This window comes from Amycolatopsis sp. NPDC049159 (genome assembly GCF_040648295.1).
GTDB classification, from domain to species: domain Bacteria; phylum Actinomycetota; class Actinomycetes; order Mycobacteriales; family Pseudonocardiaceae; genus Amycolatopsis; species Amycolatopsis pretoriensis_A.
This window is the reverse complement of sequence record NZ_JBEZDL010000006.1, coordinates 33,905-47,192: the sequence shown is the minus strand read 5'-3', so window position 1 is coordinate 47,192 and position 13,288 is coordinate 33,905. Positions and strand designations below refer to the sequence as shown.

12 protein-coding genes are annotated in these 13,288 nt (G+C 73.1%); 6 read left to right on the top strand and 6 right to left on the bottom strand.

Features of this window, described 5'->3' with window-relative positions:
* Positions 1-58 precede the first annotated feature (58 nt).
* The 4 genes from AB0B33_RS13145 to AB0B33_RS13130 are packed head-to-tail and all read left to right on the top strand — an operon-like array spanning position 59 to position 3,881.
* Entirely contained in the window at positions 59-1,351 is a 1,293-nt protein-coding gene (locus AB0B33_RS13145; protein ID WP_360770495.1) for a diaminopimelate decarboxylase, read from the top strand.
* 41 nt (positions 1,352-1,392) lie between these two features.
* Positions 1,393-2,889 (top strand): glycosyltransferase family 39 protein, encoded by a 1,497-nt coding sequence (locus AB0B33_RS13140; protein ID WP_360770493.1) that lies wholly within the window; start codon positions 1,393-1,395, stop codon positions 2,887-2,889.
* A gap of 33 nt (positions 2,890-2,922) precedes the next feature.
* Positions 2,923-3,249: an FAD-dependent monooxygenase gene (locus AB0B33_RS13135; protein ID WP_360770490.1), complete on the top strand. Its 327-nt coding sequence runs from the start codon at positions 2,923-2,925 to the stop codon at positions 3,247-3,249.
* Positions 3,246-3,881, top strand: a complete 636-nt coding sequence (locus tag AB0B33_RS13130; RefSeq protein WP_360770487.1) for an FAD-dependent monooxygenase — start codon at positions 3,246-3,248, stop codon at positions 3,879-3,881. Before AB0B33_RS13135 ends, AB0B33_RS13130 begins: the two co-directional genes overlap by 4 nt.
* On the opposite strand, the gene AB0B33_RS13125 is transcribed toward AB0B33_RS13130, so the two are convergent.
* Positions 3,878-6,229, bottom strand: a complete 2,352-nt coding sequence (locus AB0B33_RS13125) for an alpha-L-fucosidase (protein WP_360770485.1) — start codon at positions 6,227-6,229, stop codon at positions 3,878-3,880. The two genes, AB0B33_RS13130 and AB0B33_RS13125, sit on opposite strands and share 4 nt — an antisense overlap.
* Positions 6,230-6,456: 227 nt before the next feature.
* Here AB0B33_RS13125 and AB0B33_RS13120 point away from each other — a divergent pair, with 227 nt between their 5' ends.
* Together AB0B33_RS13120 and AB0B33_RS13115 are read left to right on the top strand one after the other, a co-directional pair.
* Complete coding sequence (locus tag AB0B33_RS13120) at positions 6,457-6,720, top strand: hypothetical protein (protein ID WP_247022934.1); 264 nt, start codon at positions 6,457-6,459, stop codon at positions 6,718-6,720.
* Positions 6,721-7,130: 410 nt separating this feature from the next.
* Positions 7,131-8,351, top strand: a complete 1,221-nt coding sequence (locus AB0B33_RS13115) for an SGNH/GDSL hydrolase family protein (RefSeq protein WP_360770482.1) — start codon at positions 7,131-7,133, stop codon at positions 8,349-8,351.
* Here the strand turns inward: AB0B33_RS13115 and AB0B33_RS13110 are convergent.
* The 5 genes from AB0B33_RS13110 to AB0B33_RS13090 all read right to left on the bottom strand — a co-directional run bounded on the left by AB0B33_RS13110 (position 8,337) and on the right by AB0B33_RS13090 (position 13,284).
* Positions 8,337-9,614 carry an MFS transporter gene (locus tag AB0B33_RS13110; RefSeq protein ID WP_360770479.1) on the bottom strand — a complete coding sequence of 426 codons (1,278 nt, stop codon included), beginning with the start codon at positions 9,612-9,614 and terminating at the stop codon, positions 8,337-8,339. The two genes, AB0B33_RS13115 and AB0B33_RS13110, sit on opposite strands and share 15 nt — an antisense overlap.
* Positions 9,611-10,153: a GNAT family protein gene (locus AB0B33_RS13105; protein WP_247022931.1), complete on the bottom strand. Its 543-nt coding sequence runs from the start codon at positions 10,151-10,153 to the stop codon at positions 9,611-9,613. The genes AB0B33_RS13110 and AB0B33_RS13105 overlap by 4 nt, the downstream gene beginning before the upstream one ends.
* 230 nt (positions 10,154-10,383) lie before the next feature.
* Positions 10,384-10,938, bottom strand: a complete 555-nt coding sequence (locus AB0B33_RS13100; RefSeq protein WP_360770475.1) for a YbaB/EbfC family nucleoid-associated protein — start codon at positions 10,936-10,938, stop codon at positions 10,384-10,386.
* On the bottom strand, positions 10,935-11,279 hold the full coding sequence (locus AB0B33_RS13095) for a type VII secretion target (protein WP_247022929.1): 345 nt from the start codon (positions 11,277-11,279) through the stop codon (positions 10,935-10,937). Before AB0B33_RS13095 ends, AB0B33_RS13100 begins: the two co-directional genes overlap by 4 nt.
* A 4-nt stretch (positions 11,280-11,283) precedes the next feature.
* Positions 11,284-13,284, bottom strand: a complete 2,001-nt coding sequence (locus AB0B33_RS13090) for a hypothetical protein (protein WP_360770473.1) — start codon at positions 13,282-13,284, stop codon at positions 11,284-11,286.
* Positions 13,285-13,288: the final 4 nt, after the last annotated feature.

Below are 13,288 nucleotides of genomic sequence, written 5' to 3'. Positions count from 1 at the left end.
TGACTCCAGTCGGACGAAGTCTTGGACCGGCCCCACCCGGTCGCGCTGTCCTGGGAACGTGAACCGCACCGAACGCAAGCTCCGTGCCCTCGCCGCCGGCGGCCGCCTCGTCGACCCGATGGCCGGGTTCGTCGACCTCGCCGCGATCCGCGAAGCCGTCGAAGACCTGACGAAGGCCTTCGCGCCCCTCGGCCGCGTCCAGCACACGGTCGCCGCCAAAGCGTGCGGCCTCGCGCCGCTGCTGCGCTACCTCGGTGACCTCGGGGTCGACGCCGAGGTCGCGAGCCCCGGTGAGACGGCGGTCGCCGAAGCCGCCGGGATCCGCGGCCCGCGGCTGGTCCTCGACTCCCCCGCCAAGACCACCGCCGAGCTCGCGCACGCCCTCGCCGAAGGCACCGCGGTCAACGCGGACAACTTCCAGGAGCTGGCCCGGCTCGACACCCTGGTCGGCACCGCCCCGCGCTCGGTGCTCGGCCTGCGGATCAACCCGCAGGTCGGCGCGGGCCGGATCGGCGACACCAGCACCGCGACCTCGACGTCGAAGTTCGGCATCCCCCTGCGGGAGAACCGGGCCCGCATCGAAGAGGCGTTCGCCGCGCGCCCGTGGCTGACGCGGCTGCACGTCCACGTCGGCTCGCAGGGCTGCCCGCCCGAGCTGATGGCCGAGGGCGTGGCCGCCGTGCACGCGCTGGCCGAAGAGATCAACGACCGGGCCGGGTTCCGGCAGGTCACCAGCCTCGACCTCGGCGGCGGGCTGCCGGTGAACTTCACCTCCGACGAACCGGGGCCGACCTACGCCGATTACGTCTCGACGCTGCTGGCGCGGGTCCCGGCCCTCGCCGACGGGCGCTACGGCTTCGTCACCGAGTTCGGCCGGTCCCTGCTGGCGAGAAGCGGGTTCCTGGTCAGCGCCGTCGAGTACACGAAGGTCGCGGGCGGGCGGCCCATCGCCGTGACGCACGCCGGCGCGCAGGTGGCGGCCCGCACGGTGCTGCAGCCGGAGCACTGGCCGCTGCGGCTGACCGCGCACCACGCCGACGGCACGCCCAAGACCGGCCCCGGGGTGCCGCAGGACGTCGCCGGGCCGTTGTGCTTCGCGGGCGACCTCCTGGCGCGCGAACGGCCGCTGCCGCTGCTCGAACCCGGCGACCTGGTCGTCGCCCACGACACCGGCGCGTACTACTTCGGCGCGCACTACGCCTACAACACGCTCCCCCGCCCGGCCGTGCACGGCTTCACGGTGTCCGAGCACGGCGAGGTCCGCTTCACGCCGATCCGCCGCGCGCAGACCCTGACCGAGCTGGTCGCGGACGCCGGCGTCGAGTACGTCGGAGCGCTCCCGGCCGCGTGATCTCCGGCGTACGATCCCCGGCACGCCGAGGGGAGGCTGCCATGGGGGCCGGTCGGGAGCTGCCGCGGTTCGCCGCGCTGCCGGTGGGGGTCGTCGTCGCCGTCCAGGCGGTCGTCTTGACCGTGCTGTCCGGCCGGTACGGCTTCCACCGCGACGAGCTGTACTTCGTCGCGGCGGGCCGCCGCCCGGACTGGGGGTACGTCGACAACCCGCCGATCACGCCGTGGCTCGCCCGCGCGTCGACCGCGTTGTTCGGCGAGACGCCCACCGGTCTCCGGGTCATCGCGACCCTGCTGGGCGTGGCGACCGTCGTCGTGGCCGCGCTCCTCGCCCGCGAGTTCGGCGCCGGCCGCGGGGTCCAGCTGTTCACCGCGCTCGCCACGGCGTTGTCGTCGTACGTCCTGGTCGTGTCGCACATGCTGGCCACCAACTCCGCGGACCTGCTGCTGTGGTCGCTGATCGCGCTGTCCGGCGTGAAGCTGCTGCGCACCGGCGACGGCCGGTGGTGGCTCGCGGTCGGCACCGCCGCCGGGCTCGGTCTGGCGAACAAGTGGCTGGTGCTGCTCCTGCTCTCCGGGCTCGGTGCCGGCGCGGCCGTCGCCGGGCCGCGCCGGGTGTTCCGGACCTGGTGGCTGGCGGCCGGGATCGGGATCGCCGTCGTGCTCGCCGCGCCCGTCGTCGCTTGGCAGGCCGCGCACGGCTGGCCGATGCTGACCGTCGCCGGCGGGATCAGCGCGGACGACGGCGCCGAGAACCGCGTGCTGTTCGTGCCGATGCAACTGGTCCTGCTGTCGCCGGTGCTGGTGCCGGTCTGGGTCGCCGGGCTCCTCCGGCCGTGGCGCGACCCCGCACTGCGCTGGGCCCGCGCCCTCGCGATCGCGTACCCCGTGGTCTGCCTCGAACTGCTGGCGGCGGGCGGGAAGCCGTACTACTCGATCCCGCTGCTGCTGCCGCTGGTCGCGCTCGGCGCGGAGCCGGTGCTGCGGTGGCTGGGCCGGGGCCGGGTGACCCGGCGGGCGCTCACCGGCGCGGCCACCGCGGTGTGCGTGGTCGTGTCCGTCCTCATCGGACTCCCGGTGGTGCCGCCGCCGGCGTTGAACGGCGTCCTGCTGGCGCTGAACAAGGAACCCGGCGAGCAGGTCGGCTGGCCGGGTTTCGCGAACAGCGTGGCGGTCGCGTGGCAGCGGATCCCGGCCGCCGAGCGGGACACGGCGGTGATCGTCACCGGGAACTACGGGGAAGCCGGGGCCCTCGAACGCTACGGTCCCGGGCTCGGGCTGCCGCAGCCGTACTCCCCGCACATGTCCTACGCGGATTGGAGGCCACCGCCGGACCGACTGGTCGGCCCGGTGCTGCTCGTCGGCGGCTTCGAACGCGGTTCGCCCGCGTCACGGCTGATCACCGGGTGCCGCCCGGTGGCCAAGCACTTCACCGACGACGGGGTGGACAACGACGAGAACGGCGTCGTGCTCTCGCTGTGCAGCACCCTGACCGAGCCGTGGTCGACGGCGTGGCCGGCCCTGCGCCAGTTCTACTGAACGGTTCGTCCGGTTCGCGCGACCCTCGGGCGCATGGCGGCGAGGCGCACGGCGGTGGCTGTGGTGGGGGCGGGCCCGGCCGGACTCACGGTGGCGAACCTGCTGCGGCGCGCGGGGATCGCCGATGTGCTGCTGGAGCGGGAAAGCCGGGCGTTCGTCGAGAAGCGGCCGCGGGCCGGGTTCATCGAGGAGCGGGCGGTCCGCGGGCTCCTCGAGCGGCGCGGCCTGGGCGAACGGCTCGTCGCGAGAGCGCCGCGGCACGCGGAGTTCGAATTCCGCTCGCCGGGCAGCGGCACGCCTTCCGCTACGGCGACGTCACCGGGCAGCGGCATTTCGTTTACCCGCAAAAGCTCCTGGTGACCGATCTGCTCGCCCAGTACGCCGGCGCGGGCGGTGAGCACCGGATCGAGTGCGACTTCGTCGCCGGCTGCGACGGCGCCCGCGGCGTCACCCAGGGGTACCTGCCGGCGGAATCGACGGTGAAAGCCCACCACGACTACGGAATCGGCTGGCCGGCGCTGCTCGCCGACGGCGCGCTGTCCGGCATCCACCCGCGCGGCTTCGGCGCGCACACGGCCCGCACGCCCGGCGTCACCCGGTTCTCCCTCCAGACGGCCGCGGGCGAGCCGGAAGCGGACTGGCCCGACGAACGCGTCCGGCGAGAACTGCAGGCGCGGCTGGTCGCGCCGATCGCGGCCAAGGGCATGAACCTGGCCCTGCACGACGCTTTCCTGCTCGCGGAGGCCTTCCAGGCGTACTACGCGGGCGATTCCGCGCCGCTGGCCGGGTATTCCGCCGCGTGCCTGCCGCTGGTGTGGCAGTACCAGGAGTTCTCGCTGTGCCTGTCGGACATCTTCCACCACACCGCGGCCGCGGCGGAGAACCCGTTCCCGGCGCGCATCGCGGAAGCCCGGATGCGTCGCCTGCTGGGTTCCCCGGCCGCGGCCGCGGCGTTCGCGGAGCTGTACACCGGCAAGAACGCCGACCTCTAGCTCCAGGCGATCTTGAACACCCAGGCGTAGCGGCCGGCCTGCCGCGCCGCGGCCGGGACGTCGATCACCAGCGAGCCGTTTTCCACCGTCCAGTGCAGGTTCCCGCGGTAGCCGAGCAGCGTCACCCGGTCGCCGGTGCGGATCGGGACCGGCGCGCCGACCACCAGCCTGCTGGCCGGCGCCGCGAGGGAATGGACGTAGAACGCCTCGTTCTGCTTGACCGTGAACCGCAGGTCGCCGAGCTGGGCCATCCGCGACCAGTACGTCGTCCCGTAGATGGCTTCGCCGTTGACCTTCAGCCACGCGCCCGCGTCACGCAGGTGCTTCTGCATCACGGCCGGGATGGTGCCGTCGAAGTCGGGACCGATGTCGAGCAGGAAGTTGCCGTTCTTCGACACGATGTCGACGAGCGTGCGGACGACCTCCGCCGCCGTCATGTACCGGTCGTCCGGCGTCGCGCGGTTGTAGCCGTAGGAGAACGGGTCGAGGCCGCGGCTGGCTTCCCACTTCGCGACCACGGTGTTCGGGTACGTCGTGTACTCAGGCGTCGTGAAGTCGTGATCCGGGATGCCGCCGCGGTCGTTGTAGGTGACGTCCTTGGGGCGCTTGCGGTTCTTCGCGCGGTTGAAGTACTCGGTGAGCACGGCCCGGCTGTCGTTGACGCCGCCGATGTCGAACCAGAGCACGTCCGGGTCGAACTCCGAGATCAGCTCGAGCACCTGCGGCGCCTGGTAGTCGCGGACGAAGTCCTTGCCCGCGGTGTACCCGGTGTAGGGCAGCGCCGCGCCGGTGTACGGGTTGCGCGGTGCGTGACCCATCCACGGGTTGTCCGGGTTGAACCACTCGGGCAGCGAGAAGTACAGGCCGTTGCGCAGCTGCGGGGTGTACTTCCGAGAGGCGGTGAAGAGCTCGTCGATGATGTTGCGCTTCGGGCCGAGCTTCACGGAATTGCGGTCGCTGACCTTGGTGTCCCACAACGCGAAGCCGTCGTGGTGCTTCGACGTCAGGACGTAGTACTCGGCGCCCGCGTCGGCGATCAGGTTCAGCCACGTGCGCGGGTCGAACTTCGCCGCGGTGAACATCGGGATGAAGTCGTCGTAGGCGAAGTTCTCGCCGTACTTCTCCCGGTGGTAGGCGTAGGTCGCGCCGTTCGGGTCCTGCTGGTTCTGCCAGTACCACTCGGCGTACTGCTGGCCGACCGGCGCCCAGGCAGGCACGGCGTAGACGCCCCAGTGGATGAAGATGCCGAACTTGCTGTCGTTGAACCAGTACGGCGCCCGGTGGGTGGCGAGGGAGGCGTCGGTCGGCCGGAAGTCCGGGACGCCGAGGGTGATCGGGACCTGCTGCGTCGCGAGGGTGCCGCGGCCGGCGGTGACGCGGATCTGGCCGTGGGTCGTCGTGCCGGGTGGCACGGACGGGTTCGGCGCGAGGCCGAGCCGGACCGTCGCCTGCTCGCCCGGCGCCAGCGCGCGGATGGTCGCCGGCACGGTGGTCCGGCCGCCGGGGACGTCGACGGTGACGGTGACGTCGTCGCGCGCACCGAGCCAGACTGTGCCGGCGTTGACGATGGTCGCTTCGGCGGCTTGCGGGCCGCCGTCGGTGAGGAGGTTCGCGCTCGACCGGCCGTCGAGGACGAGGGCCGAGCGGCCCACGGCGACCGGCTGCAGGGTGAGCGCGAAGACGTGCAGGCTGGCGACGTTCGGGGCGGGGTCGGCGGTCGTGGGCAGCGTGAGCGCGACGGCTTCGCGGGCCGGGTCGACCCAGACCTGGCCGGTAGCGAGCGATACGGGGTTGTTGTCGACGACCCCGCCGGGTGCGTAGCGGAACGGCGAGACGAGCGCGCCGCTGCCGGTGTACCAGTCGGGGCCGGAGAGGGAGCCGGTGCTCGTGGTGCCGTCGGCGTAGTGCACGGTCGCCGTGCCGCCGGTGGTGCCGTAGCTGGCCGCGACCAGGAAGTACGCGACGAAGTAGCGGCCCTTCGGCAGGTCGAGCCGCTGACCGGTGGCGGCGATGTTGTTCTTCGCGCCGGCGGCCGCGGAGCCGAGCTTGAACGGCACCCCGCCGACGGTGGCGGTCTGCCCGGCGGGCACGTGCTCGGCCGGAAAGGTGTAGCCGGACCCGTCGAAGTCGCCACCGGCGGCCGACGCGCTGTCGATGCCGTCGTTGGTGAACCACGCGTCGAGCGCGACGGGAACGGGGGGCGGCGGCGGGACGATCGGGGTGTCCGGCCGGTCGGGTGCGGCGTCCACGGGGATCGCGGCACCGGCCGGGGTCAGGCCGGCGGCACTCAGGGCCACGGCACCACCCAGGGCGATGCCGAGGGCGTGCCGGCGGGGGAAGGTCGTCACTGAACCTCCAGGGATCGGATGACTACGGCGGAATTGCGACAGAGTTCGCCCCTGGTTGGCCGATCTGTCGTTGGCGAAGCTGATTCATCCGATGACTGACCCTGCTCGCTGGGTCTCCCGGTGTCAAGAGGCGATCGAACTGAACCTGGCTCACGTCCGGCGCGTAGTCCTCAGTGACGAGCTGCAGCACTCGCGCCGAGACCCAGCCGCATCGAAAGGCCAGACCGATGTCCCCCTACCCGAACGCGCTGAGCCACCGCGCGATCGCCATGCTCAAGGCGATCGCCCAGGGCCGCGCCGAGCTCCGCTGCAGCTGCGAACCCGACCTCCGCGTGGACGGTTTGCCGTGCTGCGACCAGAACACCGCCCACGACCTGTCCCACGCCGGACTGGTCCGCGCGGTCGGCACGCCGTCGCCCGGCCAGTGGGCCCCGGCGGAACTGACCGACGCCGGTCACCACGCCCTCGGCGGCTTTCCCGCCGCCGCTTGAGCTTCGACCGCTCCCGCGCGTACTTCGTGAAGGCCACCTTGAGGAACGGGAAAGTTCCTGAAGGTGGCCTTCACGGCGTTCCGGGCAGCGGGCGGCGGCGGGGACCGGCGGCGCGGTGCGAGAAATCGGCGGGCGGGGTGAACCGCGCGGGGCCGGGGGCCGTGCTTGGGGTGAGGGCGTCTCGCACCGCCCTCCGGGGTTGCCACGATGCAACGATCCGGGCCAGCCTCCGCCCGATCGGGACCGGGTCACCCCGGCGAGCGGCCGTCGCGGCAACGGCCACCTCGCGCGGGCCCGTCCGGCATCCCCAGAATCCCGGACGGGCCCGCCCCTCGCTGTCCGGGATCTTGTCCGGTGCACTCACCTGATCAGCGGTCCCTGGCTCGGCGCAGTGGCGACACCGTGAGTGCATGCGACGCTTTCTGGCCGTGAGCGCGGCGATCCTGGCGGGGTTCGGACTCCTCACATCGGCGGGCAGCGCGAATCCGGAAAGCGCTCTCCCGAACCTCGCGCAGCACGCCGTCGGCGGCTGGGTCGGGACCTGGGCCGCGGCGCCCGCGTCCGCCGTCGCGAACACGCCGGACGGCTACCCCGGCTTCTCGATCCGCAACGTCGTGCACAGCAGCGCCGGCGGCGGGCGGGCCCGCGTCCACCTCTCCAACGCCTTCGGGGCCACGCCCCTCACCTTCGGGCACGTCACCATCGCGGTGCAGGGCACCGGCCCGGACGCGGTGCCGGGCTCGCTGCGGACCCTCACGTTCGGCGGGGCGCCGAGCGTGGTCGTGCCCGCGGGCGCCGAAGCGCTCAGCGACCCGGCCGAACTGCGGGTGCCCGCCGACGCCAACCTGCTCGTGACGACCTACGTGCCGACGAAGTCCGGGCCCGTCACCTACCACCCGGCCGCGGCGCAGACGTCGTACTTCACCCGGGCCGGCGACTTCGCCGGCAGCGAGTCCGGCGCGCCCTACACCGAGCAGACTTCCGTGTGGCACTACGTTTCCGGCGTCGACGTCCAGGGCGGCGCCGAGGCCTCGATCGTCGCGCTCGGCGATTCGATCACCGACGGCGTCGGCTCGCAGGCCGGCGCGAACCACCGCTGGCCGGACTACCTCGCCGACCGGCTGCACGGCCGGTTCGGCGTGCTGAACGCGGGCATCAGCGCCAACCGGCTGCTGCTCGACGTCCCCGGCTCCGGCGCCGGCCAGAACGCGCTTTCCCGGTTCGACCGCGACGTCCTCGGCGTCGGCGGCGTGCGGACGCTGATCGTGCTGGAAGGCATCAACGACATCCAGCAGGACCCGCACCAGACCGACCCGGACGCCATCACCTCGGCGTACCGCCAGCTCGTGGCGCAGGCGCACGCGCGCGGCATCCGGGTCGTCGGCGCCACGCTCACGCCGTTCAAGGGCTGGCGCGTCTACGACGACACGCTCGAGGCGACCCGCCAGGCGGTGAACGCGTTCATCCGCACCAGCGGGGTCTTCGACGCCGTCGCCGACTTCGACGCGGCGGTGCGCAACCCGGCCGACCCGCTCACCCTGCTGCCGGCCTACGACTCCGGCGACCACCTGCACCCCGGCGACGCGGGCTACGAGCGGATGGCCGCCGCCGTCCGCCTAGACCGGCTGTGAGCGCGGGATGAACAGCACCGCGACGAGGCTCAGCACCGCCACCCCCACCAGGTAGAGCGACACCGAAAGCGAAGTCCCCGTGGACGTCTGCAGCGCCGTCGCGATCAGCGGCGCGAAGCCGCCGCCCAGCACCGCGCCGACCGCGTAGGAGAACGACGCCCCGCTGTAGCGGTAGCGCGGCTCGAACAGCTCCGCGAACAACGCCGACTGCGGCCCGTACGTCGCGCCGAGGCCGACGTTGAGCACCACCACCGCCACCAGCAGCCACACGGTGGCGCGCGTGTCGACCAGCAGGAAGAACGGGATCGGCCAGACCACCAGCAGCACCGACCCGGCCAGGTACACCGGTTTGCGGCCCACGCGGTCCGACCACGCGGCCGTGACGAGGATGCTCACCAGCCACGTCACACTGCCGGCGATCACCACGACGAGCAGCGTGGTCCGGTCGATCTTCAGCACCGAAGTGCCGTAGGACAGCAGGTACGCCAGGAAGATGTAGCCGATCGCGGTGTTGGCGATGAAGCTGCCGGAGGCCACGAGCAGCGCCCGCGGCCGCTCGCGCAGGACGTCGGCCATCGGACGGCTGCTGCGCGCTTCCGCGGCCCGCAGCCGCGCGAACACCGGGCTCTCCTCGATCCGCAGCCGGATCACCAGCCCGACGGCGACCAGCACGATGCTCGCCAGGAACGGCACCCGCCAGCCCCACGCCGCGAACTGCGCGTCGGTCAGCGAACGGCCGAGGACGAAGAACATCAGCTGCGCCAGGATCAGCCCGGCCGGGACGCCGATCTGCGAGAAGGCGCCGTAGCGCCCGCGGTGCCCCTCCGGGGCGTGCTCGACCGCCATCAGCGCGGCGCCGCCCCACTCACCGCCCGCGCTCAGGCCCTGCAGGAGCCGCAGGACCAGCAGCAGGATCGGCGCCCAGACCCCGATGGCGGAGTACGTCGGCAGCAGCCCGACGCCGACCGTCGCCACGCCCATCAGGAGCAGCGACAGCACCAGCATCGCCTTGCGCCCGACGCGGTCGCCGAAGTGGCCCCAGAGGATCCCGCCGACCGGGCGGGCCAGGAAGCCGACCCCGAGCGTCGCGAACGCGGCGAGGGTACCGGAAGCGGGTGACAGCGTCGTGAAGAAGAGCTTGCCGAACACGAGGGCCGTCGCCGTGCTGTAGATGAAGTAGTCGTACCACTCGATCGTGGTCCCCACGGCGCTCGCCACGGCGACCCGGCGCAACTGCCGGGCCGCGACCGCCGGGGTACTCACGACCCGGCGAGTGCGGCCGTCGGGACAAGGTCTTCGGCCAGGAGATCCATCAGCAGCCCGTCGTGCCAGCTGCCGTCCGGGCCGCGTTCGTAAGAGCGCATCCGGCCGACCGGCCGGAAGCCGAGGGAGCGGTAGAGCTTGATCGCCGCTTCGTTGTCCGCCGCGGGGTCGATCACCACCCGGTGGTGCCCGCGCACGGTGAACAGGTGCTCGGCCAGCACGCGGATGGCGGCCGAGCCGAGGCCGCGGCCCTGCCAGTCCGGGTGCACGGCGATGTCGATGCCGGCGTGCCGGTACTGGGGATCCGCTTCCTCGAACGCGAGCTCGATGCCCACGACGACGTCGTCGTGTTCGATGGCGTAGGTCGTGGTGCCTTCATCGGGGTCCAGCAGGTAGGACACCTGGGCGGCCACCGGCTCCTCGGCGTCGGCCCACCAGCGGGCGACTTCGGGGTGCGACAGGATCTCCTCGAACCGGGCGGCGTCCGGGGCGGCGGCGGGCCGCAGCCGGACACGGCTACCGGTGATAAGGCCGGTCATCGGCTTAGTGTCGCCGCCCCGCCGTCCGGTGTCGAGCCCCGAACGGGGCCGGTCAGCAGTACTTTCGGCGGTTTCGCCGGCCCACGTCACCAGGGGATGTCACCGTTCCCGGCCGGGTCGGGTCACCGCCACCCGGCCGCCGTGCGATCAGCCCGCCGCAGCGCACGCCGAGCCGGCCCACGCGGGCGCGGGGCCGGTCAGCCGCCACGCGACGGCCGACCCGGCCCGCGTCACCAGGGGTTGTTGTCGTCCTCGACCGGGTCCGGCCGGCGCCGTGGGGGCGGTGAGGCCTGCGGGGCCGACGGGGACGGTGGGACCGCCGCGCCGCCCGACGGAGCGGGCGGGACCGGGGCCGGCGGGGCCGGCGGGGCCGGCTCGTCCGGTTCGTCCGGGTCGGGGAACCGGCCGCGCAGCGTGTCGAGCAGTGCCGTGCGGGTCTCGCGGTCCTCGTCGCCGAGGCGCTCCGACATCACGCCCGCGACGCGCTCGGCGATGCCGGACTGCGCGCGGCGCATGGTCGTCAGGATCTGCCGGGACAGCTCCTCCAGCGGGAACGACTTGACCTTGTTGGAGAACGTCAGGTCGGTGACCGTGCCGTCCGCGCCGACGGTCACGCTGACCGCGCCGTCGGAGCTGGTCGCCGTCAGCCGGAGCCGTTCGGTCTCCTCCTGGGCCGCCTGGTAGCGCTCGGCCTTGGCCGCGAAGCCGGCCGCCCAGTCGTCCATGCGGCGGATCGCCTCGTCGGGGTCCCGCATCAGGTCCCCGAGCCCGTTCGGGCCGGTCATGCCTTCGTCCTCGTTTCCGCTGTGCGCGCCGACGCCGTGAGCTGCTTCTCGAACGGCTGCGCGTTGGCCTCTTCACCGTCGCGGTAGGACTGCGCGGCCGTCTTGACGTTGTCCGCGAGCCCGCGCACGCCGTCCATCGACGCGGTCAGCGCCTCCTTCGCCTTCTCCCCCGTCGGCCGGATGATCGGCGGGAGGAACGCGCACAGCAGTCCGTAGGCGTGGTCCGACATCGCTGTGTCGGCGGCCGCGGACGCGGTGTTGAGCCGGTCGACCAGGCTCTCGACGTGACTCGAGTGCGCGACCAGTTCGTCCGGTTCGACCTCGAAGCCGGCGGCCGTCATGCGTTCACTTCCAATCCTGGTTCTTCCAGTCGCCGATCACCGGCGGGGCGACGACCTGCTCACCCGCGAAGAAGTTCGGGTCGTCGCTCTCGAGGTAGTCGGCCGCCTTGTGTTCCTTGTCGTTGTCGCCCTTGCCGCCCTTGGCTCCGGCGCCCATGCCGCCCATGCCGGGGGAACCGGCCGCGCCGGCCTTGCCCGCCATGCCGGCGTTGCGCGCCGCCGCGGCTTCGGCCTCCGCGGCCGCACCGGACGCGGCTCCGCCGCCCAGGCCCGCACCCGTGCCGCGCACGCCACCACCGACGCCACCACCGACGCCACCGCCGCCCGCACCCGAGCCGCCACCGATTCCGCCGAGGGACCCGCCCCCGGCGCCGCCGCCACCGATTCCGCCGATGCCGCCGAGGCGGCTGGCGATGCTCTCGCCGTTGATGCCGCCGCCGCGGCCGATGGTCGGCATCTTGCCGGTACCGCCGCCGGGGATGCCACCCGGGCCGGTGCCGGTGGGCAGGCCGGTGATCGGGTCGATGCCGGGCGGGGTGAATCCGGGGATCGGGCCGACGCCGCGGCCGGTGGTGGTGCCGCCGCCGGGGATGTCCGGGATGTTCGGGATCGACCCCGGGGTGAAGCCGCTCCCGCCCGGGCCGCCGCTCGACGGGATCCCGGAGGGCGAGAAGCCCGACGACGTCGTCGAGTCGTCGAAACCGGGGACCGACGAGCCGGGGATGCCGGAGCCGGAGAAGCTGCCGCCCGGGATCTCGGGGATCGACCCCGGGTTGAAGCCCGCGCCGCCGCCACTGGCCGCCGGGATGCCGGCGCCGGAGAAGCCGGAGCCGCCGGCCCCGCCGCCGGGGACACCGCTGCCACTGCCGCCACCGGGGATACCGCTGCCGGAGAAGCCGGAACCTTCCGAGCCCGCGCCGCCGCCCGGGATGCCCGCGCCGCCGAAGCCGCTACCACCGGCACCGCTGCCGCCCGCACCGCTGCCGCCGGGGCCGCCCGCGGGGTCGATCTCGGCGCCGTCGAAGGAGGCCGGCTTCCAGTCCGCGGTGTTCTGGTCCATCGCGTCGCGCGCCATGAGCGGCTGCGCACCGCCCGCGCCGGCGCTGCCGTCGGGCCGGGTGCCGGCCAGCTGACGCGTCGCGGTGGCGGTCGGCAGCTTCGGCGGGGCCGGGAACCGCGGCGTGGCGACCGCCGCGCCGATGGTCTCGTCGTACTGGGACATGATCTGCGCGGCGTGGTCGCGCGCGGCCGTCTGGGCCCGGTAGGTCTGCATCGCCTCGCCGGCGGCCGCGGCGTACTGCACCGGGTCCGTCATCGACATCAGCTTCTGGTTGGTGCTCTGCAGGTCGAATTGGACCGGCGGGTTCGCGACCATCTGCCGCTGGGTCTCGTTGAGCGCCTGGGAGTGGATCTCCTGCTGGCGGCCGGCGAGCGTCGCGCCCTGCGCGGTCGCGCCCAGCCACTTGCCGACGCCGGCGAGGTGCTCGCGGACCGCGTCACCGGCGCCGCCCTGCCAGTTGCTGGTGCTCGCGTTGATCGCGTCGGCCAGGGTCTTCTGGTGCGTGCCCAGGTCGTTGCCGACCCGCACCCACTCCTCCGACGTCTCCGCGACGGTCGCCGGGTTGGCGTCCTGCGTGATGGCCTCGTTCATCTGCTCGTGGGTCGCGTTGGCCCAGAGCGTCTTCGGGGCACCACCGTTTTCCCGCATGGTGAGGCCCTCGTCGAGGCCGTGCTTGGCGTCGTCGAGGTGCTGCTGGTACAGCTCCTGGATCTTCTTGTCACGCAGGACCGGGTCGACGACCGGGCCGAGCCAGCCGCGCCGGATCTCGTCGTCGACCTGCCTGGTCGCCATCTCGCGGATTTCGTCGCCCGACGGCGACTTGTCCGTGGTCAGCGGCCCGACGAAGTACTTCGACGACGAATCGGCCGTCACGTCGTACAAGGGACTGCGCGGGTTGTAGTCCGGGGACGACGGGTCCGAGACGGACTCGGCGGTGGGTGCCACGGTC

Bases quoted from the DNA above. Each gene is read 5' to 3' on its own strand.
- AB0B33_RS13100 (WP_360770475.1), bottom strand. From the start codon at position 10,938: ATGACCGGCCCGAACGGGCTCGGGGACCTGATGCGGGACCCCGACGAG.
- AB0B33_RS13140 (WP_360770493.1), top strand. From the start codon at position 1,393: ATGGGGGCCGGTCGGGAGCTGCCGCGGTTCGCCGCGCTGCCGGTGGGG.
- AB0B33_RS13120 (WP_247022934.1), top strand. From the start codon at position 6,457: ATGTCCCCCTACCCGAACGCGCTGAGCCACCGCGCGATCGCCATGCTC.
- AB0B33_RS13095 (WP_247022929.1), bottom strand. From the start codon at position 11,279: ATGACGGCCGCCGGCTTCGAGGTCGAACCGGACGAACTGGTCGCGCAC.
- AB0B33_RS13115 (WP_360770482.1), top strand. From the start codon at position 7,131: ATGCGACGCTTTCTGGCCGTGAGCGCGGCGATCCTGGCGGGGTTCGGA.
- AB0B33_RS13105 (WP_247022931.1), bottom strand. From the start codon at position 10,153: ATGACCGGCCTTATCACCGGTAGCCGTGTCCGGCTGCGGCCCGCCGCC.
- AB0B33_RS13135 (WP_360770490.1), top strand. From the start codon at position 2,923: ATGGCGGCGAGGCGCACGGCGGTGGCTGTGGTGGGGGCGGGCCCGGCC.